The sequence below is a fragment of the Mycobacterium sp. THU-M104 genome (assembly GCF_049197365.1).
Taxonomy (GTDB): Bacteria; Actinomycetota; Actinomycetes; order Mycobacteriales; family Mycobacteriaceae; genus Mycobacterium.
Genome location: NZ_JBMIOP010000025.1, coordinates 41,114 through 62,124, shown reverse-complemented (window position 1 = coordinate 62,124; position 21,011 = coordinate 41,114). Strand labels below are relative to the sequence as shown.

Below are 21,011 nucleotides of genomic sequence, written 5' to 3'. Positions count from 1 at the left end.
CTCAGCGGCCCCACACTGCGCAGCGGGCCGCGGCGTCAGGCCACCAGCACGTGTCCGACACCCTGATGCCGGGACACTCCCACGGCCACCGCGGACTGGCAGCGGCCGGCCAGGTCGCGCCGGTCGGTGCGCGGCAGCTGCAGGGCTTCGACCTGCACCCGCGCCAGCGTGCGCCGCACGGTGAGCAACCGGCGGATCGAGCGTGGCAAGGTCTCGTCGCCAACGAAGGCCGGCACGGTCGAAACGCTGCCGTCGGGGTGGTGGTAGGTCAGCCGCAGCGGCTGCGCCGGGCGGCCGGCGTCGATGGCGGCCTGGAACATCGCGGGATAGAAGGACCCGCGGCCGCGGTGCGATCCCCGAGGGCGTCCGCACCAGGTGGTGCCCTCGGGGAAGGCCACCACCGTCTGGCCCGCACGCAGCCGCCCGGCGACGGCGTCGACCACCGCGGGCAGGCGCCTCAGGCTGGACCGGTCGATCGGGATGACCTTCAGGATTCGGGCCACCACTCCCGTCCCGCGCCCGGTGAACATGTCGGCGCGGGCCACGAAAGACCCGGGCAACACCGACCCGATGGCAAAGACGTCCAGCCACGACGTGTGGGAGCTGACCACCAGCACGCCGCGCAGATTGCGGATCGGGTTGCCCGACACCGCGATCCGCACCCCGAAGCAGCGCAGCACCGATCGGCAGTAGAGGCGCTGGATGCGCGTGCGGCCCGGCAGGGGCACCGCCAGCAACGGCAGCCCCGGCGCCAACAGGAACGCCAGCGCGCAGCGCAGCGCCACCCGCAGCGCCACCCGCACGCGGGACTCGTCATCGGTGTTGTCCTGGCAGACACAGCTGGCGTCGCACTTGTTGTGGGGCAGCCAGGCGTGGGCCGCGGCGGGAATCACCGCCGGTCACCGGCCGGGTCGGAGGTCAGCTGGGAGGCCGCCGAGACCGACCGCAGTCTTCGCAGGTACCGGGTGTCGGCGCGCCGCTTGTCCAGCAGGACGCAGAAGTCGCCGACGCCGAAGGCCGGATCGTGGGCGGGTTCACCGCAGACCTGGGCGCCCAGCCGCAGGTAGCCACGCAGCAGGGCGGGAACCGACGACCGGGCCGGTGCGGGGATGTCGTCGAGGGCACGGCCGTCGACGATCACCGGCCGGTGCGGGTGCACCCGGTACCGCGATGGTGCGGCATGACGGCTCAGGATGACATCGCGGACGTCGCGCAGAAGGCTGCCCGGCGCCTCATCGCCGGACTCGCCGCCGATCGGCACCGACACACATCCGGTGACGTGGTCGTAGTCGTAGCGATCCAGGTAGGCGAGGATGCCGGCCCACATCAACAGCACCACGGCGCCGTTGCGGTGGCCGTCGCGCACCACTGCGCGGCCCATCTCCACCAGTGACGCCCGCAGCGGGTCGAAGGCGCGCAGGTCGAACTCCGTCTCGGTGTAGAGCCCGCCGGCCGCGATCGCTCCCGCCGGCGCCAGCATCCGGTAGCAGCCCACCAGTTCGCCGCTGTCGTCGTCGCGGACCAGCAGGTGGTCGCAGAACTCGTCGAACCGGTCGACGTCGCGGCGTTCGCCGCCGCCGGCCGGCAGGGCGAAGCCGGGGGTGCTGCTGAACACGTCGTAGCGGAGCCGCTGGGCCGCCTCGATCATGCCGGAGTCGGTGGACAGCAGCAGGGAGTAGCGCGGGCCGGCCGGCGCGCTCGCCGCGACGCCGTCCGGTGTGTCGCTGGGTATGAGGACCGAAGCAATGCTCATGGGATGACCGTGTCGCACCCGTTCGGCGAATCGGCATCGGCGCGCTGACGTGTCGGTGCACGTCAGATGACGAAATGCACGCAGGCGGGGCGATCGGCACCACGGCACGGGCACACTGACGCCAACCGGGGGTGGCGGTGCGGGCAGAGGCGAAAGCCCCCGACACGCCGGGTGTGCGGGGACTTTCGCGTCTGGTGGAAGGGGAAATTCAGTCCTTGCGGGCCTTGACCGCCTCCGTCAGCTGGGGCGCCACCTTGAACAGGTCGCCGATGATCCCGTAGTCGGCGATCTCGAAGATGGGCGCCTCTTCGTCCTTGTTGACGGCGACGATGGTCTTCGACGTCTGCATGCCGGCACGGTGCTGGATCGCCCCGGAGATGCCCAGCGCGATGTAGAGCTGCGGGGACACCGTCTTGCCGGTCTGGCCGACCTGGAACTGGCCCGGGTAGTAGCCGGAGTCCACCGCGGCGCGAGACGCCCCGACGGCCGCGCCCAGCGCGTCGGCGAGGTCTTCGACCACGCTGAAGTTCTCGGCGCTGCCGACACCGCGACCCCCGGAGACCACGATGGTGGCCTCGGTCAGCTCCGGGCGGTCACCGGCGACCGCGGGCTCGCGGGTGGTGATCTTGGTGACGTTGTCGGCGGCAGCGGGCACCTCCACACTGACCTGCTCGCCCGCCCCGGCCTGAGGCTGCGCCTCGATCGCGCCGGCGCGCACCGTGATCACCGGGGTGTCGCCGTTGGCTTGCGCCTCGACGGTGAACGCGCCGCCGAAGATGGAGTGGACGGCCTTGTTGCCCTGCTTGACCTCGACCACATCGACCAGCAGACCCGACCCGATCCGGGCGGCGAGGCGGCCCGCGATCTCCTTGCCGTCGGCGTTGGCGCACAGCAGCACCGCGGCCGGGGTGGCCGATTCGGCCAGCGACGCCAGCACATCGACGTACGGCGTGATCAGGTAGTTGTCGGCGTCGTCGGACTCGGCGACGTAGACCTTGGCGGCGCCGGCCTCCTTGAGCCCGTCGACGAGCAGATCGGCCGTCCCCGGCTTGCCGATGACGACAGCGGCCGGCTCGCCCAGAACCCGGGCGGCGGTGATCAGTTCGGCGGTGACCTTCTTCAACGCGCCTTCGGCGTGCTCGACGAGCACCAGTACTTCAGCCATGGGTTATTCGCTCTTCTCGTGTCGGGGCTTCTCGTGTCGGGGTTTCTCGTGTTCGCAATGTGCGCTCGAGCTAGATGATCTTCTGGGCGACCAGGTACTGGGCGATCTGGTTGCCGCCCTCACCCTCGTCGGTGACCTTCTCACCCGCGGTCTTGGGCGGCCTCGGCGTCGAGGAGAGCACGGTCGACCCGGCGGCGGCCAGCCCGACCTCGTCGGCCTCGACCCCGATCTCGGCCAGAGTCAACACCGTGACCTCTTTCTTCTTGGCGGCCATGATGCCTTTGAAGGACGGGAACCGAGGCTCGTTGATCTTCTCGGCCACGCTCACCACGGCGGGCAACGTCGCCTCGAGGGTGAACACCCCGTCGTCGGTCTCCCGCTCGCCGGTGATCTTGCCGTCCTCGATGGACAGCTTGCGCAGGTGGGTGAGCTGTGGGAGCCCGAGATACTCGGCGATGATGGCCGGCACGGCGCCGCCGGAGCCGTCGGTCGACTCGTTTCCGGCGATGACGAGTTCAGTGCCCTCGATGGTGCCCAGCGCGCGGGCCAGCGCCCACGCGGTCTGCACGACGCAGGATCCGTGCATGCCGTCGTCCTTGAGGTGCACGGCCTTGTCGGCGCCCATCGACAGGGCCTTGCGGATTGCATCGGAGGCGCGCTCGGGGCCGGCGGTCAGGACGGTCACCGAACCGTCCCCGCCTTCGCGCTCGCGGATCTGCAGCGCCTCCTCCACAGCCTTCTCGTTGATCTCGTCCAGCACCGCGTCGGCGGCCTCGCGGTCCAGCGTGTAGTCGCCGTCGGTCAGCTTGCGCTCCGACCAGGTGTCTGGAACCTGCTTGATCAGGACCACGATGTTCGTCATGAGTGTGGTTCGTCCTCCTCGAAGGGGCCCGCAGCACTCGGCTACGCGACCTCGGTACGCGATTCGCAACGCACGGCATTGTTACCACCCGGTAGCTTTGTGCGCTCTGTCTGCCCACCATAGCGGGTGGTCGTGTGCGTTCCCGAGGGCTGTCCGCCCTCTGAAAGTCTCCGAAAGCCCGGGCGCCCGCTTGGCGGTTCGCGAATCAGACACTTCGCGTTAGCCTGCCTATGCAATGAACACCTCCGTCCCCGACGTTTCCCCGCATCTGTCCGGCGCCGCCGCGCCGGGCAGCGATGCGGGGGTTGCGGCGGCGTTGACGCTGACGGGCGAACGCACCATCCCCGACCTGGAGATCGAGAACTACTGGTTTCGCCGCCACCAGGTGGTCTACCGGCGGTTCGCGCCGCTGTGCGCGGGCCGCGAGGTGCTCGAGGCCGGGTGCGGCGAGGGGTACGGCGCCGACCTGATCGCCGGCGTCGCCCGCCGGGTCGTCGCGGTCGACTACGACGAGGCCGCGGTGGCCCACGTCCGCAGCCGTTACCCCCGCGTGGAGGTCATGCAGGCCAACCTGGCCCGGCTGCCGCTGCCCGACGCGTCGATCGATGTGGTGGTCAACTTCCAGGTCATCGAACACCTCTGGGACCAGGGCCAGTTCGTGGCCGAGTGCGCCCGGGTGCTGCGCCCCTCGGGGCGGCTGATGATGTCCACGCCCAACCGGATCACTTTCTCCCCGGGCCGCGACACCCCGGTCAATCCGTTCCACACCCGTGAGCTCAACGCCGCCGAGCTGGCCGAACTGCTGGTGGCCGGCGGTTTCGCCGAACCGGCGGTCAGCGGCGTGTTCCACGGCCCACGGCTGCGCGAGATGGACGCCCGCCACGGCGGCTCCATCATCGACGCGCAGATCGAGCGGGCAATGGCCGCCGACCCCGGGGCACCGTGGCCGCCGCAGCTGGCGGCCGACGTCGCCGCGGTCACCACCGACGACTTCGACCTGGTGGAAGCCGGGGACGGCCGCGACATCGACGACAGTTTGGACCTCGTCGCGATCGCGGTGCGGCCATGAGTGCGGTCGCACGCCCGGTGCCGGGCATGTTCACCCTGGTGCTGCACACGCACCTGCCGTGGCTGGCCCACCACGGCCGCTGGCCGGTGGGCGAGGAGTGGCTCTACCAGTCGTGGGCGGCGTCCTACCTTCCGCTGATGCGGGTGCTGCGCACGCTGGCCGACGAGGACCGCCGCGGGTTGCTGACCCTGGGCGTCACCCCGGTGGTCAACGCCCAGCTGGACGACCCGTACTGCCTCGACGGCATGCATCATTGGCTGGCCAACTGGCGGCTGCGGGCGTCGGAAGCAGCCGCAGCGGCCGCCAGCGTGCGCTTCGGGCCGCGGTCGAAGTCGGCCGAATACCAGGCATGCTCGCCGGAAGCGTTGCGCACGTTAGGGATTCGTGAGTGTGCCGAGGCGGACCGGGCGCTGGACGAGTTCGCCACGCTGTGGCGCCACGGCGGCAGCCCGCTGTTGCGCGGCCTGATCGACGCGGGCACGGTGGAGTTGCTCGGCGGCCCGCTGGCCCACCCCTTCCAGCCGTTGCTCACCCCGCGGCTGCGCGAGTTCGCACTGCGCGAGGGCCTGGCCGACGCACGGCAGCGGCTGGGGGCGCGAAACGCACACGGTCCGACCGGCATCTGGGCGCCCGAGTGCGCCTACGCCCCGGGCCTGGAATCCGACTACGCCGCCGCGGGTGTCACCCACTTCATGGTCGACGGCCCGTCGCTGCACGGCGACACCGCGCTGGGCCGGCCCGTCGGCGGGTCCGGCGTGGTGGCCTTCGGTCGCGACCTTCAGGTCAGCTACCGGGTGTGGTCGCCGAAGTCCGGCTACCCGGGCCATGCCGCCTACCGCGACTTCCACACCTACCACCACCTCACCGGGCTCAAACCGGCCCGGGTGACCGGCCGCAACGTGGACTCGGCAGCCAAGGCGCCCTACGACCCCGAGCGCGCCGACCGGGCGGTCGACGTCCACGTCGCCGACTTCGTCGAGGTGGTCCGCAACCGGCTGGCCACGGAGTCCGAGCGCATCGGGCGCCCGGCGCACGTCGTGGCGGCTTTCGACACCGAACTGTTCGGCCACTGGTGGTACGAGGGCCCGACGTGGCTGGCGCGGGTGTTGCGAGCCCTGCCCGCGTCCGGTGTGCGGGTGGGCACCCTGCACGACGCACTCACCGGCGGATTCGTCGGCGACCCGGTCGACCTGCCCGCCGGCTCCTGGGGTTCGGGCAAGGACTGGCAGGTGTGGGCCGGGGAGCAGGTGGCCGACCTGGTCAGGCTCAACACCGAGGTGGTCGACACCGCGCTGACCACCGTCGACAAGGCGTTGTCGCAGGCCGTGCCGCTGGACGGCCCGATCGCCCGTGACCGCGTGGCCGACCAGATCCTGCGCGAGACCCTGCTCACCGTCTCCAGCGATTGGCCGTTCATGGTGAGCAAGGACTCGGCGGCCGACTATGCGCGCTACCGCGCTCACCTGCACGCGCACGCCGCCCGGGAGATCGCGGACGCGCTGGCATCGGGCCGGCGCGACACCGCCGAGCGACTCGCCGACGGGTGGAACCGGGCCGACGGGCTGTTCGGCGCGCTGGATGCGCGGAGGCTGCCCCGGTGAGGGCTTCGGCTCGGCGGGACGGCACGGCGGCCGAGTGAAGATCCTGATGGTGTCGTGGGAGTACCCGCCGGTGGTGGTCGGCGGCCTCGGCCGGCATGTGCACCATCTGTCGACCGCGCTGGCCGAAGCCGGTCATGACGTCGTGGTCCTGTGCCGGCGCCCCTCGGGCACCGATCCCAGCACGCACCCGACGTCCGACGAGATCGACGAGGGCGTCCGCGTGATCGCGGCCGCGCAGGACCCGCACGAGTTCGGCTTCGGCACCGACATGATGGCCTGGACCCTGGCGATGGGCCACGCGATGGTCCGAGCCGGGATGGTCATCAAACGCCACGACACCGACCGGCCGTGGCGCCCCGACGTCGTGCACGCACACGACTGGCTGGTCGCCCATCCGGCCATCGCACTGGCCCAGTTCTACGACGTGCCAATGGTTTCCACGATTCACGCCACCGAGGCCGGGCGTCATTCGGGCTGGGTGTCCGGATCGATCAGCCGGCAGGTGCATGCGATCGAGTCGTGGCTGGTGCGCGAATCCGATTCGCTGATCACGTGTTCGGCGTCGATGGGCGAGGAGATCACCGAGCTGTTCGGACCCGGCCTGGCCGGCATCACCGTGATCCGCAACGGCATCGACGTGACGCGCTGGCCGTTCGCGCCGCGCCGGCCGCGCACCGGGCCGGCCGAACTGCTCTACCTGGGCCGCCTGGAATACGAGAAGGGCGTGCACGACATCATCGCCGCCCTGCCGCGGATCAGGCGCAGCCACCCGGGTACCAGCCTGACCGTCGCCGGGACCGGAACCCGCCAGAACCGGCTCGTCGAGCAGGCCCGAAAGCATCGGGTGCTCAGGTCGACCCGGTTCGTCGGGCACCTCGGCCACCCCGAGTTGCTGGCAGCGCTGCACCGGGCCGACGCCGCGGTGCTGCCCAGTCACTACGAACCGTTCGGGATCGTCGCCCTGGAAGCCGCCGCGGCCGGCGCCCCGCTGGTGACCACGAACATCGGGGGGCTGGGCGAGGCCGTGATCAACGGCACAACCGGGGTGTCGTGCGCGCCGCGCGACGTGGCGGGTCTGGCGTCGGCGGTGCGCAGCGTGCTCGACGATCCGGTCGCCGCGCAGCGGCGCGCCCGCGCCGCCCGCGAGCGACTGACCTCGGACTTCTCCTGGCAGACGGTGGCCGAGCAGACCGCGCAGGTGTATCTGGCGGCCAAACGCGGCGAACGCCAGCCGCGGCCCCGGCTGCCGATCGTCGAACACGCCCTTCCCGATCGCTGAAGCCCGATCGCTGAAGCCCGATCGCCGAAGCCCGATCGCCGAAGCCCGGTCGCCGAAGCCCGATCGTTGGCTACCGTCGAGGGATGGCCCTGGAATTTTCGAGCGTGGTCGATGCGCCGCGCGATGACGTCTTCGCCTGGTACGCCAGGCCGGGCGCGTTCGAACGCCTCTCGCCGCCGTGGCAGCCGATGCGGCTCGTCGCCGAATCCACGTCGCTCAAAGACGGGCGCGCCGAGCTGGCGCTGCCCGGCGGGCTGCGCTGGATCGCCGTGCACCAACCCGACGGCTACGACCCGCCGCGGCGTTTCGTCGACACCGTCGGCGGCGACGGGCTGGCCTCGCTGCCGGCGCGGGTCGCCGTGCGGTGGCGACACGTTCACGAATTCGAGGACCTCGGCGCGCGGACCCGGGTGGTCGACCGGGTCGAGACGCCGGTGCCGGGCGCGGCCCTGCGCGAGATGTTCGCCTACCGGTACCGGCAGCTGGCCGACGACCTCGCGGCCCACCGCGTGGCGAGCGAGCACGGTCTGGCGCCGCTGACCGTCGCCGTCACCGGCTCCTCGGGGCTGGTCGGTTCGGCGTTGACGGCCTTTCTGAGCACCGGTGGCCATCGCGTCGTGCGGCTGGTGCGCGGCGTCCCGCGCTCCGGCGACGAGCGACGGTGGAACCCCGACGACCCCGCCCCCGACCTGCTCGCCGGGGTCGACACGGTGATCCACCTGGCCGGCGCCTCGATCGCCGGGCGGTTCACCGAAGCCCATCGGCGCGCGATCCGCGACAGCCGCATCGGCCCCACCCGCCGCCTGGCCGAACTCGCTGGCCGCACCGACCCCGCGCCCACCGCATTCGTCTCGGCATCGGCGATCGGCTACTACGGCTACGACCGTGCCGACGAGATCCTCACCGAAGACAGCGACCGCGGGGACGGGTTTTTGGCCGACGCCGTCGCCGACTGGGAGGCCGCCACCGCGCCGGCCGCGCAGGCCGGGCTGCGGGTGGTGCGGGTGCGCACCGGCATCGTGCAATCCCCGCGCGGCGGCACCCTGCGACTGCTGCGGCCGCTGTTTTCCGCCGGACTGGGCGGGCGGCTGGGCAGCGGCCGGCAGTGGCTGTCCTGGATCGGCATCGACGACCTGGTCGACGTGTACCACCGCGCGCTGTGGGACACCGCACTGACCGGACCGGTGAATGCGGTTGCACCGCAACCGGTTCGCAACGACGAGTACACGCGCACACTGGCCCGGGTGCTGCATCGCCCCGCGCTGCTGCCGGTCCCGGCGCTGGGCCCGCGACTGCTGCTGGGCGCGCAGGGCGCCCGCGAACTCGCGTGCGCCAGCCAGCGCGTGCTGCCCGGCACGCTCACCGCCTCCGGGCACCGGTTCCGCCAAGCAGGCCTCGATCAGGCCCTGCGTCACCTGCTTGGGCGCACCGGCTGAGCCGCTTCGACGTCCCCGCCCTCGACTGCCCGCCAGTTGAGGTCAGGGGGCGCCGTTGACGCTGGCCGAGAACGTGTCGACCGCCGCGCCGACGCTGCCGCTCCAGGGCTCGAAGCCGGCCTGGATGCTGCTCAGATGCCACGAGCTGTTCACCGACGACTCGTAGGTTTCGGTCTTGTCGATGAAATTCAACACGTTCATGTTGTTCCAGGACTGTATTGGGGTGTCCGCGACGTAGGACACCACCTGGTTTTGGCCGTTGTCGCCTTCCCACACCGCGAACTGCTTGCCGTCGATGGTGGCTTGGCCCACATCGGAGCCGACCGGCTGGATGGATCCGACATGGTTGAACCAGATCATGATCTCCTGATGGTTGACGCCATTCGTCACGTCGGTGGGATTCAGCCAGATGTCGTAGGACGCGTCGTAAGTTCCACTCTTCGGGTACGTGTAGGAGATGCTGCTGGTCGCGGTCTGGATCTGGCTCAACTGATCCGGCAGGGGGCTGTGGGGGGAAATGTTGTTGTAGGCCGCGCCCAGATAGACCGACGGGTAGGACAGCGGCGCTCCGTCGGTGGGAGCCGAGCCGGTCAAGCCGGTGATCGTGAATCCGGTGGAGCTGACGGCGATCGTCTGCCGCCCCGTCGGCGCCGTTGCCGAACAGCGGCCGCCCCGTCAGGTCTTTCACCGGCGAGAACCACGGCACCTCGGTGACCGCTTTCTCCACCGATCCCAGGCTGGAGGCGCTGGTCGCCTCGGCGCTCACGTACGCGCTTCGCGTTCCCTGCAGCGTCGCCATCCACTGGTCGTGAAACTGCGCTGCCGCCGAGCCCAGCGTCTGGAACTGCTGGGCGTGAGCGAAAAAGACTGCCGCGACGGCGCCCGACACCTCGTCGTGGGCAGCGCTCGCCACCGAGGTGGTCGAGGCCGCCGCGGCGCTGTAGGCGCAACGCAGCGACGATCCGATGTCGGCCGCCTGCGACGCCGACATCGCCACCAGTTCGGGTTCAAATACTGTGCACGACAAGGCGTCAGACAATAACGGCTGGCCGGGGACCGGTGATGAAAAATCGATGAAAAGCAATGCGAAAGACATGACCAGCCCGCGGCCCTCGGACACGGTCGGCTTTGCCGCCACGGCTCGGTTGCGCCCACGAGACCGTTGCTCGGGCCGGGGTCCAGGCTCCGATCGCGGCCTCGCTCCCCGTGGAAAACAACTCTGGCGCTGCATCGGCTAATTCATTAGGTTAATGTTTAAGTAACTGAATGACACGACGTCCGGCCCGCTGGCCGATCCACCAGCCCAACGTGGGGCCACGGTGTTGCTTTTTCCTCAGAGGGGGACATCGCGTGAACCTGAGCCGTCGGAACCGCAGGCTCACCCAGGTTGCCCAGCACGACGTCGCCACAGGCTCGTCGGTGGACGCCGTGGGCGCCGGCCCGTCCGCAGCACACGGAATCGCGCAGTTGGACGCTTGGCGGACCGGACTGCGGCAAGCGGTGCTCGCCGCGGTCACCGACTTCGTCACTGAGCGGTGCGCCGAGGAGCTGCCCCCATCGGGCCTCGACGTCGCCGGCGCGGTCCTGCTGCAGTTCCTCGACGGCGGCAAATGCCTGCGCTCGACGTTCATGTACCTGGGCTGGCTGTGCGGCGCACCGGAGGACGCCGCGGCCTTGTCGGCAACCGGCAGCCTGGAGTTGTTGCATGCGTTCGCCCTGCTCCAGGACGACGTGATGGACGATTCGGCGTCCCGGCGGGGCCGGCCCGCGGCACACGTCCAGTTCGCCGACTGGCATCGCGGACGCAGTCTGTCCGGCTCTTCGCGCCGCTTCGGGGAGTCGGCCGCGGTCCTGCTCGGCGACCTGTGTCTGATCTGGGCCGAACAGATGTTGCGGGACTGCGGACTCGCGGCCGACCAGTTGCAGCGGGCGTGGCCGCGCTACGACGCCATGCGCAGCGAGCTGGCCGTCGGCCAGTTCGCCGATCTGGCAAACGACCTGCGCGACCTGCCCACGATGGAGTCCGTGTTGACCGTCGCCCGGCTGAAGTCGGGCAACTACACGGTGCGCCGCCCGCTGGAGATCGGCGCCGCGATGGCCGGCTGCGATGAGCGCGTGCTGGAGGGACTCGGCGACTACGGTTGTGCCGTCGGCGAGGCGTTCCAGCTGCGCGACGACATCCTGGGCGTGTTCGGCGCCCCTACCGTGACGGGCAAACCCAGCGGTGGGGACCTGCTCGAACGCAAGGCGACCAGCGTCGTGGTCGCCGCCCACCAGCTGGCCGACGCTGCCACGCGCCGGCAGTTCCGGGAGCTGATGGGCGAGAACCGGCTCGACGCGTCCGCCGTCGAGCGCTGGCGCAACCTGATCCTGTCCACCGGAGCGGTGCAATGGATCGAGCAGCTGATCGCCGAGCGTGTCGCTGCGGCACGGAAAGCCCTGGACCACAGCGGGATCGGTGGCACAATCGGAGACGCGCTGGTCGGCATGGCCGGCGTGTGCACGCAGCGGGCGGCATGAGAGGCTCACCATGCGCATGATGCGGGGGCGCACCGACCACGTGGTCGTCGTCGGTGCCGGATTCGCCGGGCTTTCCGCGGCACTGCACCTGGCCGGGCGGGGTCGCGAGGTCACGGTCGTGGAAAAGCATCCCTGGCCGGGCGGGCGGGCCGGGCGGCGCGACATCGCCGGCTACCGGATCGACACCGGGCCGACGGTGCTCACCATGCCCGACATCATCGACGACGTGTTCGCCGCGGTCGGTGAAGACCGTTCGCAGCGGCTCGATCTGCAGCCGGTGGACCCGGCCTACCGGGCGATGTTCGCCGACGGCGCCGCCATCGACGTGCACACCGACGCCGATCGCATGACCGCAGCGGTGCGGGAGTTCGCCGGACCGCAGCAGGCGGCGGGCTACCGGCGCTTGCGGGACTGGCTGGACCGGCTGTACCGCACGGAGTTCGACGGCTTCATCTCCTCGAACTTCGACTCCCCGCTGTCGCTGCTCAACGTCCGCCTGGCCCAACTCGCGGCAATCGGCGGGTTCCGCCGGTGGGACACCATGGTCAAGCGCCACATCAGCGATCCGCGGCTGCGCCGGGTGTTCACCTTCCAGTCGCTCTACGCCGGTGTCGCGCCGAAACAGGCGCTGGCGGTCTATGCGGTGATCGCCTACATGGACACGGTCGCGGGGGTGTTCTTCCCCCGCGGCGGGGTGCGGGCTCTGCCCGACGCGCTGGCCGCGGCGGCCGCCGATGCTGGGGTGCGGTTCCGTTACGGTGCGGCCGTCACCGCGCTGGACCGCAGCGGCGACCGGATCACCGCGGTCCACACCACACGAGGCGAACGCATCGCCTGCGACGCCGCGGTGCTGACCACCGAGTTACCGCAGACCTACCAGTTGTTGGGCAGGCAGCCGCGAAGGCTGCTCGGACTGCGCGCGGCACCGTCGGCGGTGGTGCTGCACGTCGGCTGCCGCGCCGCACCCGCACCCGCACCGGCACACCACACCATCTTGTTCGGCAGCGCCTGGGATCAGACCTTCACCGACATCATCAACGACGGCCGGCTCATGACGGACCCTTCATTGTTGGTCACCCGCCCGACGGCCGGCGATCCGAGCCTGGCCCCCGACGGCCGCGACCTGCTCTATGTGCTGGCGCCGGCACCGAACCTGTCGCGCGGCAGTGTCGACTGGTCGGCGACCGGCGACAACTACGCTGACGGCCTGCTGGACATCGTGCAGGACAGGCTGCTGCCCGGCCTGCGCGAGGACGCCGAACTGCTGCACGTCGACACCCCCGCCGACTGGGCGCGCCAGGGCATGGTGGCCGGCACCCCCTTCGCCCTGGCTCACACGTTCGCACAGACGGGGCCGTTCCGGCCGGCCAACACCGTGCGCGGCATCGAGAACGCGGTGCTGGCCGGGTCGTCGACCGTGCCCGGCGTGGGGGTGCCCACTACGCTGATCTCGGGCCGGCTGGCCGCCGACCGTATCACCGGCACCTGGGGGCGGTCGGCGACAACTTTCGACCTGAAAGCGCGTCAACCATGATCCGCACCGAGCTCGACGCCGCCGGAATCACAGAACCCGGGCTGCGTGCGGCGTACCGCCGATGCCGCCAGATCGCCGCCGAACACGGCCGCACCTATTTTCTGGCCACCCGGCTACTCGCCCCGGACCAGCGCCCGGCGGTGCACGCGCTCTACGGCTTCGCCCGCCACGCCGACGACATCCTCGACGACCTCGATCCGGCCCTCGACGTCACCGCGCGTGCCGAGCGCCTGCAGCACCTCGCCGACCGGTTCTTCGCCGGCGGCGACCATCGCGACGAACCGGTGCTGGCCGCGGCCGACGACACCGTGCGCCGCTACGGAATCCCGGCGGACCTGTTCGAGGACTTTCTCGCCTCGATGCGCATGGACCTGACCGTCACCGACTACCCCGACCGGACCGCTCTGAACCGCTACATGCGCGGCTCGGCGGAGGTCATCGGGCTGCAGATGCTTCCGGTGCTCGGCACGGTGGTTCCCACCGATGAGGCAGCCCCGTACGCCGCGGCACTGGGCCGCGCCTTCCAGCTCACCAACTTCCTGCGCGACGTCGACGAGGATCTGCGGCGTGGGCGCGTCTACCTGCCCGCCGACGAACTCGCCGCCCACGGCGTCGACCGGGAACTGCTGATGTGGTGTCACGACCACCACCACACCGACCCGCGGGTGCGGGCGGCCCTGGCGGCGCAGCACGACGTCACCCGCGACATCTACCGGTTCGCCGCCGACGGCATCGCAGTGCTGCAACCGCGTTCGCGACCCTGTGTCACGACCGCGCTGACGCTGTATTCTGAGATACTCGATTGCATTGAAAGCAGTGACTTCTCGGTGTTCAGCCGGCGCGCCACCGTCGGCACCACGCGACGGCTTCAGGTCGCCGGTGGGGGGCTGTTGCGGTCATGGCGCGCCCGGCTGGCCCGCCCCGAGTACCGCAGGCGCGGCGCTGCATGAGCGAGCGCTGGCAATACCTGATCCTGCTGGGCCTGTGCCTGGCCATCACCGCGCCGCTGGAGTTCTTCGGCGCCGGCGTCTACCGCCGGCCCCGCCGGGTCGTTCGGGCGGTGGCCCCGGTCGCCGCGGTGTTCCTCGTCTGGGACGCGATCGCGATCGCCGCCGGCGTGTGGACGTACAACGGCCGCTACCTCAGCGGCGTGTACCTCCCGTTGCGGGTGCCCCTGGAGGAGGCGCTGTTCTTCGTGGTGATCCCACTGTGCGCGTTGCTGACCTACAACGCGGTCACCACCATCCTCGACCGCGGCAGGCGCCGATGACCGGGCTGGGCTACACCTTGCCGGCCGTGGTGGCGGTGGTCCTCGTCGTGGCGCTGGAGTTCGGGCTGCTGCACACCGGGCTGTTCCGGCGGCCGGCCTACTGGTGGTCGATGCTGATCGTGCTCGGGTTCCAGATACCGGTCGACGGTTGGCTGACCAAGCTGCGCGCACCCATTGTGATCTACGACCAGCACCAGACCAGCGGCCTGCGATTCCCCTTCGACATCCCGGTCGAGGATTTCCTGTTCGGCTTCGCGCTGGTCACCGCGGTGCTGCTGCTGTGGGAGGGCCGACGTGCGCGTCGCTAGGGCGGGCCTGCCGCGCAGCGAGGTGCCCGGCGCCTTCGACGTCGGCGCGCCCGCCTACGACCGGTTGGTCGGTGCCAACCCGGGCTACCACGCAAACCTGCGGCGATCGGCGGACCGCATGCGAATACCTTTCCGCGGCAAGGGTTTACGGCTGCTCGACGCAGGCTGCGGCACCGGTGCCTCGACGGCCGCGCTGCTGGCGGTGGCCCCTGAGGCCGAGATCGTCGCCGTCGACGCCGCGGGCGGCATGCTGGAGGCGGCGCGGGCCAAACCGTGGCCGCCGACGGTGCGGTTCGTGCACTCACGCATCGAAGACCTGGCCGAGCACGGCGGCAGCGACGTCCGGGGCCCGTTCGACGGCATCCTGGCTGCCTACCTGCTGCGCAATCTCGCCGACCCGGACGGTCAACTGCGGGATTTTCGGGCCCTGCTGCGCCCGGGCGGAACCCTGGCCGTGCACGAATACTCGGTGCGCGACTCACGGGCCGCGACGAGGATCTGGCACGCGGTGTGCTGGGGCATCATCATCCCCTCCGGCTGGTGGCGGACCCGCGACACCACGCTGTACCGGCATCTGTGGCGCAGCGTGCTGGCGTTCGACGGTGCGGCACGCTTCCGGGCCCGGATGCTCGACGCCGGCCTCACCGACGTGCACAGCGAGACCATGCCGGGCTGGGAGACCGACATCGTGCACACTTTCCTGGGACACGCGCCAACGAAGGACGCGAAGCAATGACCGACCGCCGCCGCCACCTCCACCCCGCCCGGCCCGGGCTTCCGGACGCGAGCGGTCTGCCGTCGCGGCCGCGCGCCGTCGTCGTGGGCGCGGGCATCGCCGGGCTGACGGCCGCCACCGGGCTGGCCGAACGGGGCGTCGCGGTGGACCTCGTGGAGGGCCGGCACTACCTCGGCGGCCGGGTCGGCGGCTGGACCGAACACGACGGCGACACCCCGCTGCCGATGAACCGCGGATTCCACGCCTTCTTCCGTCAGTACTACAACCTGCGGGCCCTGCTGCGCCGCGTCGACCCGACGCTGCGCATGCTCACCCCCGTCGCGGACTATCCCCTCATCGACGGTGCCGGTCGGCGCGACACCTTCCGTGGGCTGCCGCAGACCCCGCCATGGAACGCACTGGCGTTCGCGTTGCGCAGCCCGACATTCCGGCTCGCCGACCTGGCCCGCATCGACGTCCGCGCCGCCGCGCCGCTGGCGGCCGTGTCGGTGCCCGAGATCTACCAGCGGCTCGACCACGTCGACGCCGACACCTTCCTCAAAGACATCAATTTCCCCGAGTCGGCACGTCACCTCGCGTTCGAGGTGTTCTCGCGCAGCTTCTTCGCCGAACCGGCACAGCTGTCGGCCGCCGAGCTGGCCACGATGTTCCACATCTACTTCCTCGGCTCCAGCGAGGGCCTGATCTTCGACGTGGCCGCCGAGAACTTCGACGCCGGCCTGTGGAACCCCCTGCGCGCCCACCTCGGCGAGCATGGCGTTCGGGTGCATCTGGGCACGCCGGTCTCACAGGTGGAACCCGTTGCGGGCGAAGGGTTTCGCGTGTACACCGACGCCGGCGATCAGCTGGACGCCGATGCTGTGGTGCTGGCGCTGGACGTGGACGGCCTGCGACACGTCGTGGACGCCTCACCGGGTCTCGGCGACGAGCTGTGGCGCTCCCGCGTCAGCGGGCTGCGCACCGCGCCGCCCTTCGTGGTACACCGGCTCTGGCTGGACCGGCCCGTTTGCGCCGATCGGCCCGCCTTTCTGGGCACCGCCGGTCACAAGCCCCTCGACAACATCAGCGTGCTGGAGCGCTACGAACACGAGGCCGCCGACTGGGCCCGCCGCAACCGCGGCTCGGTCGTCGAACTGCACGCCTATGCGACACACTCGGAGTCCACAGCCGGCGCCGTGCAGCAGCTGCACGCCCTCTACCCCGAGACCGCGGCGGCGCGGGTGCGCCACGAGCGCGTGCTCCGGCGCGGCGACTGCCCGCTGTTCGCGCCGGGCACCTACCAGTGCCGGCCGGCGGTGGTGACGCCGCAGCCGGGGCTGGTGCTGGCCGGCGACGGTATCCGGACCGACCTGCCGGTGGCGCTGATGGAACGGGCGGCCACCACCGGCTGGCAAGCCGCCAACCATCTGCTCGGGCGGTGGGGGCTCGCCGGTCACCAGTTGTGCACGGTTCCCATCCGCGGGCGATCGGCGGTGTTGCGGTCACTGGCCGCCCGCGCAGGGCGCCGACCGTGAGCACCGCCGACCGCCCGCGCTGGCGCTGGCCCAAAGACTGGCCCCTGCAGATGGTTCCGCGGGTGGCATGGACTACGCAGCAACCGACCTACCGCGAGGCCCGGCCGGCCGTCATCGAGGCCGCACTGCAGCGCTCGCAACGCAAGCCGACCGGCAACTGGTTCGTGTTCGCGGGCAGCCGCGACGTGCGCGCCGGCCGGCCGCTGGGAGCGCGTGTCGCCGGGCGCGAACTCGTCGCCTGGCGCGACCGACAGGGCGGGCTGCGGGTCGGTCCCGGAGGGTGCCCGCATCTGGGCGCCGACCTTGCCACCGGAATCGTGCGCGACGGTGTCTTGTTCTGTCGCTGGCACGGCCTGGCCCTCGACGGCGACGGCTGCGAATTCGGTTGGCGCCCTCTGCCCGCCTACGACGACGGTGTGCTGGCGTGGGTGCGGATGGACGCCGTCGGCGGCGAGGCGCCGCTGGACGCGCCGGTGGTCCCGGCGAGGCCGGCCGGCGCCACGCTGGCGGCCGTCACCCGCCTGCACGGCAGCTGCGAACCGTGCGACGTCATCGCCAACCGGCTCGACCCGTGGCACGGCGCCTGGTTTCACCCCTATTCGTTCACCCGGCTGGAGGTGCTCGCCACCCCGACCGAGGAGGACGACCGCTTCCTGGTGTCGGTGACCTTCCGGATGGGCCGCTTCGGTGTGCCGGTGATCGCGGAATTCACCACCCCCGATGCGCGCACCGTGCTGATGCGCATCATCGAAGGTGAAGGAACGGGCAGCGTGGTCGAAACCCACGCCACCCCAACCGGTCCCGGGCCGGACGGGCGGCCCGGTGTCGCGGTGCTCGAGGCCACCGTCGCGACGTCACAACGCCCCGGGTTTGCGGTCGCGCGCCACGCCGCCCCGCTGGTCACGCCGCTGATACGCTACGCCTCCGCCCGGCTGTGGCGCGACGACATGGTCTACGCCGCACGCCGCTATCGGGTGCGCACGGACGGTCGATGAAGAACACCTGTGCCGCGGTCGTGGCCGCTACCGCGGGCGCACACTGCGGGCCGCATTAGGTCTTTGGCCGAGTGCGCCGATACCCTGGTACCTCTGATGAAGGATGCGGGTAGGTGAGCAGGCGGCGCGCACTCGATCCACCGCCCCCACGGGTCGAGCTGGAGAAGTGCCTGTCGGCCGATCTGCGGGCGATCACCGCCCAGTCCGACCGGATAGGCCGCCACTTCGCGCGGACGAACGACGTGAACAGCAATGATTTTCACGCCCTCCTGCACATCATGGTGTCCGAGACCGCGGGCAGTCCGCTGACGTTGGCGCAGCTGGGTCAGCGCATGGATGTCTCACCCGCGGCGATCACCTACCTCGTCGACCGGATGATCGAATCGGGCCACATCCGGCGCGAAGCCGACCCGCAGGACCGTCGCAAGTGGCTCCTGCGCTACGAGAACAGCGGCATGGAGCTGGCCCGCGAGTTCTTCACGCCCCTCGGTAAGCATCTGTCCCACGCGCTGGCCGAGCTGAGCGACGACGACCTGCGTGCCGCGCACCGGGTCTTCTCCGCGATGATCGACGCGATGGTCAGTTTCGAAGACGAGCTCGCTCCGGAACCGACGAAAGGGTCAGCCGACGTCAGGCGAGAGGCTGCGACCCCGCGACGGCGGCAGGGCAGCTCGCGGTAGACCCGGCGGAACCCCGCGCAGTAGGCGCTGTTCGATCACGTCCGCGCCGTGCGCCACCCCCCCGGTCGCGGCAAAGCCCGCGGAAACCCGGCGCGCGCCGTCGGCCATCGTGATCGTCGTGCGCACCGCCTCCCGCAGCCGCGCGGCGGTAAGCCTCTTCGCCGGCAGCCGGATGCCGCAGCCGGCCATCTGCACCCGGCGCGCGACCTCGGCCTGGTCGCGGGCGAAGGGCACCACGCAGACCGGGACACCGCGATCGAGGGACTTGACGGTGGTGCCCATCCCCCCGTGTGTGACGGCGCAGACGGCGCGGTCGAGGGCCACACCGTGGCTCAGGAACCGGCACACCGTGGCGTTGGGCGACCGCGGCAGTCCCGCCGGCACGCCGGCGGGAAAAGTCACGACCACGTGAACCGGCTCGCCGGCCAACGCCTGCACGGCGATACGACCGAGCCGGGCGTCGGCCTGGGCGATCGAGGAGGTGCTGACCAGCACGATCGGGCGGTCGATGGCGGTCAACCAGTCCGGCACGGCCACCGGCGCGGGCTCGAACTCACAGGCGCCGAGGAAGTGCACCGCATCGCCCCAGTCGGGGTGGGGATACTCGAAGGGCTCGCCGCCGACGGCCAACATCAGCGGGGCGCGGCGCATCAGAGCGTCCACCGAGTCGACGGCCGGCACACCGAGGTCCGCGCGCACGGCGTTGACCCGCGGCATCACCCGGCGGTCGAAGAGGTAGGTCACGAACGGCCGCATCGAGGCGTCGCGGACGGCACCGAGAACACCGGGCAGCGGGCGTAGTCCGGGACCGAACGGCGGAGCGCCACGGGAGCGCAGATAGGGGGTGAACGGCGAGAACACCAGCCAGGGCACGCCGGTGGCTTCGGCCAGCGACATCGCTCCCCAGCAGTTCGCGTCGACGATGACCGCGTCGGGCCGTACGCTTTCGATTCCCCGGCGCAGATCCCCGACCTCGATGACCGCGCGCCGGCACAGGACGTCGATCGTTTCCCGCAGCACGTCCAAGGCGTTGCCCGCCAGCCAATCCCGCCCGGTGATGGTCTCGATCCGGGGGTCGACGGCCTCGGTCTGGATGCCGAGCCTGCGCATGGCCTCGACTTCGGTGGCCAGGGTGCGCAGATGGACCCGGTGGCCGCGGCCGGCCAGCTCGCGCAGCAGCGCGCCCATCGGGTAGAGGTGCCCCAGTGCGGGGGACCCGTAGGCCAGAATCACGGCCATGCGTGTTCCCGCCGTCAGGCGTCCGTCACACCGACGGTGCGCAGGGCACGCAGATCGGGCGCACCACAACAGTGCAAACACACCCGCAGCTCGTCGACAAACCGCTGCAGCCACGACGTCGCCGCCTCCGCGGACTCGATCGCCGCGGGCAGCAGCGGGCGGGCGATCGCCACCACGTCGGCACCCAGGACCAGGGACTTGGCCGCGTCCATGCCGGTGCGGATGCCCCCGGAGGCCACCAGCGGGATCTGGGGCAGCGCGGCGCGCACCTCACAGATCGCCTGCGCGGTGGGTATCCCCCAGTCGGCCAGGTCCGGGTAGCGCAGTTCGCCGTACCGGACCAACTGCTCGACCCGCGACCACGACGTACCGCCCGCGCCGGCCACGTCGATGGCGGCCACCGGCGGAACGCCGGAAAGCGCCAGCAGGTCGGCCACCGCTGCACCGCCGATGCCGTGGCCGACCTCCTTCAGCAGCACCGGATAGCCCAGCTGGCCGCTCAGGTCGTGCAGGCGGTCGAGCGAACCCGCGAAATCGGTGTCGCCGCCCCGCTGGATCGCCTCCTGTAGCGGATTGGTGTGCACCGCAAGCGCATTGGCTCCAACCCTGTCCAGCGCCGCGACGATGTCGGGCACCGTGTCCTTGGTCAGTTGCGCCAGGCCGATGTTGCCGAACAACAGCACGTCGGGGGCCACGTCGCGCACGGTGAAGCTTGCGGCGGCCCGCTCCCCCGACACGCTGTCGAGCATCACACGCTGCGACCCGAGCATCATGCCGATGCCGAGTCGCTGCGCGGCGGTGGCCAGATTGCGGTTGATGGTGCCCGACAGTTCGGCGCCGCCGGTCATGGCGCCGACCAGAACGGGCGCCCGCAACGGCGAGCCGAGGAATTCGGTGGAAAGGTCGATGTCGTCCAAATTGGTCTGAGTCAGTGCGTTGTAGGGTAGGCGGTAGCGCTCCAGACCCGTCGTGATGCCACGGTAGCCGACGTCTCCGTCGAGGCACACATCGATATGGCGCCGCTTGCGCGTGGTCATCTCACCGCGGTCT

The 21,011-nt window shown here is 70.9% G+C and carries 20 protein-coding genes; 13 read left to right on the top strand and 7 right to left on the bottom strand.

From position 1 onward, the window contains the following. Positions 1-35 precede the first annotated feature (35 nt). From ACOJVU_RS02350 to ACOJVU_RS02335, 4 genes are all read right to left on the bottom strand, one after another. Positions 36-890, bottom strand: a complete 855-nt coding sequence (locus ACOJVU_RS02350; protein WP_421528316.1) for a lysophospholipid acyltransferase family protein — start codon at positions 888-890, stop codon at positions 36-38. Continuing rightward, complete coding sequence (locus tag ACOJVU_RS02345) at positions 890-1,753, bottom strand: GNAT family N-acetyltransferase (protein WP_421528301.1); 864 nt, start codon at positions 1,751-1,753, stop codon at positions 890-892. Before ACOJVU_RS02345 ends, ACOJVU_RS02350 begins: the two co-directional genes overlap by 1 nt. 208 nt (positions 1,754-1,961) lie before the next feature. Continuing rightward, a complete protein-coding gene (locus ACOJVU_RS02340; RefSeq protein WP_421528300.1) occupies positions 1,962-2,918 on the bottom strand; it encodes an electron transfer flavoprotein subunit alpha/FixB family protein in 957 nt (318 codons plus the stop codon). Positions 2,919-2,988: 70 nt separating this feature from the next. Continuing rightward, on the bottom strand, positions 2,989-3,780 hold the full coding sequence (locus ACOJVU_RS02335) for an electron transfer flavoprotein subunit beta/FixA family protein (RefSeq protein WP_421528299.1): 792 nt from the start codon (positions 3,778-3,780) through the stop codon (positions 2,989-2,991). A gap of 235 nt (positions 3,781-4,015) precedes the next feature. On the opposite strand from ACOJVU_RS02335, the gene ACOJVU_RS02330 reads away from it, so the two are divergent. The 4 genes from ACOJVU_RS02330 (at position 4,016) to ACOJVU_RS02315 (ending at position 9,165) form a co-directional block, all read left to right on the top strand. Continuing rightward, entirely contained in the window at positions 4,016-4,849 is an 834-nt protein-coding gene (locus tag ACOJVU_RS02330) for a class I SAM-dependent methyltransferase (protein WP_421528298.1), read from the top strand. Continuing rightward, on the top strand, positions 4,846-6,450 hold the full coding sequence (locus ACOJVU_RS02325; protein ID WP_421528297.1) for a 1,4-alpha-glucan branching protein domain-containing protein: 1,605 nt from the start codon (positions 4,846-4,848) through the stop codon (positions 6,448-6,450). Before ACOJVU_RS02330 ends, ACOJVU_RS02325 begins: the two co-directional genes overlap by 4 nt. A 34-nt stretch (positions 6,451-6,484) precedes the next feature. Beyond that, positions 6,485-7,729 carry a glycosyltransferase family 4 protein gene (locus tag ACOJVU_RS02320; RefSeq protein ID WP_421528296.1) on the top strand — a complete coding sequence of 415 codons (1,245 nt, stop codon included), beginning with the start codon at positions 6,485-6,487 and terminating at the stop codon, positions 7,727-7,729. A gap of 83 nt (positions 7,730-7,812) precedes the next feature. Then, the gene (locus ACOJVU_RS02315; RefSeq protein ID WP_421528295.1) at positions 7,813-9,165 is read left to right on the top strand and encodes a TIGR01777 family oxidoreductase; all 1,353 of its coding nucleotides are present in this window, start codon (positions 7,813-7,815) and stop codon (positions 9,163-9,165) included. 42 nt (positions 9,166-9,207) lie between these two features. Here ACOJVU_RS02315 and ACOJVU_RS02310 read toward each other — a convergent pair whose 3' ends face one another. After that, positions 9,208-9,759 (bottom strand): GH12 family glycosyl hydrolase domain-containing protein, encoded by a 552-nt coding sequence (locus ACOJVU_RS02310; RefSeq protein WP_421528294.1) that lies wholly within the window; start codon positions 9,757-9,759, stop codon positions 9,208-9,210. An 825-nt stretch (positions 9,760-10,584) separates the two neighbouring features. Between ACOJVU_RS02310 and ACOJVU_RS02305 the strand changes: the two genes are divergently transcribed. From ACOJVU_RS02305 to ACOJVU_RS02265, 9 genes are all read left to right on the top strand, one after another. Further along, entirely contained in the window at positions 10,585-11,685 is a 1,101-nt protein-coding gene (locus ACOJVU_RS02305; RefSeq protein WP_421528315.1) for a polyprenyl synthetase family protein, read from the top strand. 10 nt (positions 11,686-11,695) lie between these two features. Next, positions 11,696-13,219 (top strand): phytoene desaturase family protein, encoded by a 1,524-nt coding sequence (crtI, locus tag ACOJVU_RS02300; protein WP_421528293.1) that lies wholly within the window; start codon positions 11,696-11,698, stop codon positions 13,217-13,219. Then, positions 13,216-14,169: a phytoene/squalene synthase family protein gene (locus tag ACOJVU_RS02295; RefSeq protein WP_421528292.1), complete on the top strand. Its 954-nt coding sequence runs from the start codon at positions 13,216-13,218 to the stop codon at positions 14,167-14,169. The genes crtI and ACOJVU_RS02295 overlap by 4 nt, the downstream gene beginning before the upstream one ends. Continuing rightward, entirely contained in the window at positions 14,166-14,489 is a 324-nt protein-coding gene (locus ACOJVU_RS02290) for a lycopene cyclase domain-containing protein (protein WP_421528291.1), read from the top strand. Before ACOJVU_RS02295 ends, ACOJVU_RS02290 begins: the two co-directional genes overlap by 4 nt. Then, a complete protein-coding gene (locus ACOJVU_RS02285) occupies positions 14,486-14,797 on the top strand; it encodes a lycopene cyclase domain-containing protein (RefSeq protein WP_421528290.1) in 312 nt (103 codons plus the stop codon). The genes ACOJVU_RS02290 and ACOJVU_RS02285 overlap by 4 nt, the downstream gene beginning before the upstream one ends. Then, positions 14,784-15,533: a class I SAM-dependent methyltransferase gene (locus tag ACOJVU_RS02280; RefSeq protein WP_421528289.1), complete on the top strand. Its 750-nt coding sequence runs from the start codon at positions 14,784-14,786 to the stop codon at positions 15,531-15,533. The genes ACOJVU_RS02285 and ACOJVU_RS02280 overlap by 14 nt, the downstream gene beginning before the upstream one ends. Further along, positions 15,530-17,047, top strand: coding sequence for a hydroxysqualene dehydroxylase (locus tag ACOJVU_RS02275; protein WP_421528288.1), 1,518 nt, complete (start codon positions 15,530-15,532; stop codon positions 17,045-17,047). Before ACOJVU_RS02280 ends, ACOJVU_RS02275 begins: the two co-directional genes overlap by 4 nt. A 50-nt stretch (positions 17,048-17,097) precedes the next feature. After that, positions 17,098-18,042: a DUF5914 domain-containing protein gene (locus ACOJVU_RS02270; protein WP_421528314.1), complete on the top strand. Its 945-nt coding sequence runs from the start codon at positions 17,098-17,100 to the stop codon at positions 18,040-18,042. A 113-nt stretch (positions 18,043-18,155) separates the two neighbouring features. Then, the gene (locus ACOJVU_RS02265; RefSeq protein ID WP_421528287.1) at positions 18,156-18,722 is read left to right on the top strand and encodes a MarR family winged helix-turn-helix transcriptional regulator; all 567 of its coding nucleotides are present in this window, start codon (positions 18,156-18,158) and stop codon (positions 18,720-18,722) included. On the opposite strand, the gene ACOJVU_RS02260 is transcribed toward ACOJVU_RS02265, so the two are convergent. Further along, on the bottom strand, positions 18,663-19,961 hold the full coding sequence (locus ACOJVU_RS02260; protein ID WP_421528286.1) for a glycosyltransferase: 1,299 nt from the start codon (positions 19,959-19,961) through the stop codon (positions 18,663-18,665). The two genes, ACOJVU_RS02265 and ACOJVU_RS02260, sit on opposite strands and share 60 nt — an antisense overlap. A 14-nt stretch (positions 19,962-19,975) precedes the next feature. Further along, entirely contained in the window at positions 19,976-20,998 is a 1,023-nt protein-coding gene (fni, locus tag ACOJVU_RS02255; protein ID WP_421528313.1) for a type 2 isopentenyl-diphosphate Delta-isomerase, read from the bottom strand. Between the last annotated feature and the right edge of the window lie 13 nt (positions 20,999-21,011).

Coding starts and splice junctions, on each gene's coding strand:
- ACOJVU_RS02315 (WP_421528295.1), top strand. CDS start 7,813: ATGGCCCTGGAATTTTCGAGCGTGGTCGATGCGCCGCGCGATGACGTC.
- ACOJVU_RS02325 (WP_421528297.1), top strand. CDS start 4,846: ATGAGTGCGGTCGCACGCCCGGTGCCGGGCATGTTCACCCTGGTGCTG.
- ACOJVU_RS02260 (WP_421528286.1), bottom strand. CDS start 19,961: ATGGCCGTGATTCTGGCCTACGGGTCCCCCGCACTGGGGCACCTCTAC.
- ACOJVU_RS02330 (WP_421528298.1), top strand. CDS start 4,016: ATGAACACCTCCGTCCCCGACGTTTCCCCGCATCTGTCCGGCGCCGCC.
- ACOJVU_RS02270 (WP_421528314.1), top strand. CDS start 17,098: ATGGTTCCGCGGGTGGCATGGACTACGCAGCAACCGACCTACCGCGAG.
- ACOJVU_RS02275 (WP_421528288.1), top strand. CDS start 15,530: ATGACCGACCGCCGCCGCCACCTCCACCCCGCCCGGCCCGGGCTTCCG.
- crtI (WP_421528293.1), top strand. CDS start 11,696: ATGCGCATGATGCGGGGGCGCACCGACCACGTGGTCGTCGTCGGTGCC.
- ACOJVU_RS02345 (WP_421528301.1), bottom strand. CDS start 1,753: ATGAGCATTGCTTCGGTCCTCATACCCAGCGACACACCGGACGGCGTC.
- ACOJVU_RS02285 (WP_421528290.1), top strand. CDS start 14,486: ATGACCGGGCTGGGCTACACCTTGCCGGCCGTGGTGGCGGTGGTCCTC.
- ACOJVU_RS02340 (WP_421528300.1), bottom strand. CDS start 2,918: ATGGCTGAAGTACTGGTGCTCGTCGAGCACGCCGAAGGCGCGTTGAAG.
- fni (WP_421528313.1), bottom strand. CDS start 20,998: ATGACCACGCGCAAGCGGCGCCATATCGATGTGTGCCTCGACGGAGAC.
- ACOJVU_RS02295 (WP_421528292.1), top strand. CDS start 13,216: ATGATCCGCACCGAGCTCGACGCCGCCGGAATCACAGAACCCGGGCTG.
- ACOJVU_RS02290 (WP_421528291.1), top strand. CDS start 14,166: ATGAGCGAGCGCTGGCAATACCTGATCCTGCTGGGCCTGTGCCTGGCC.
- ACOJVU_RS02335 (WP_421528299.1), bottom strand. CDS start 3,780: ATGACGAACATCGTGGTCCTGATCAAGCAGGTTCCAGACACCTGGTCG.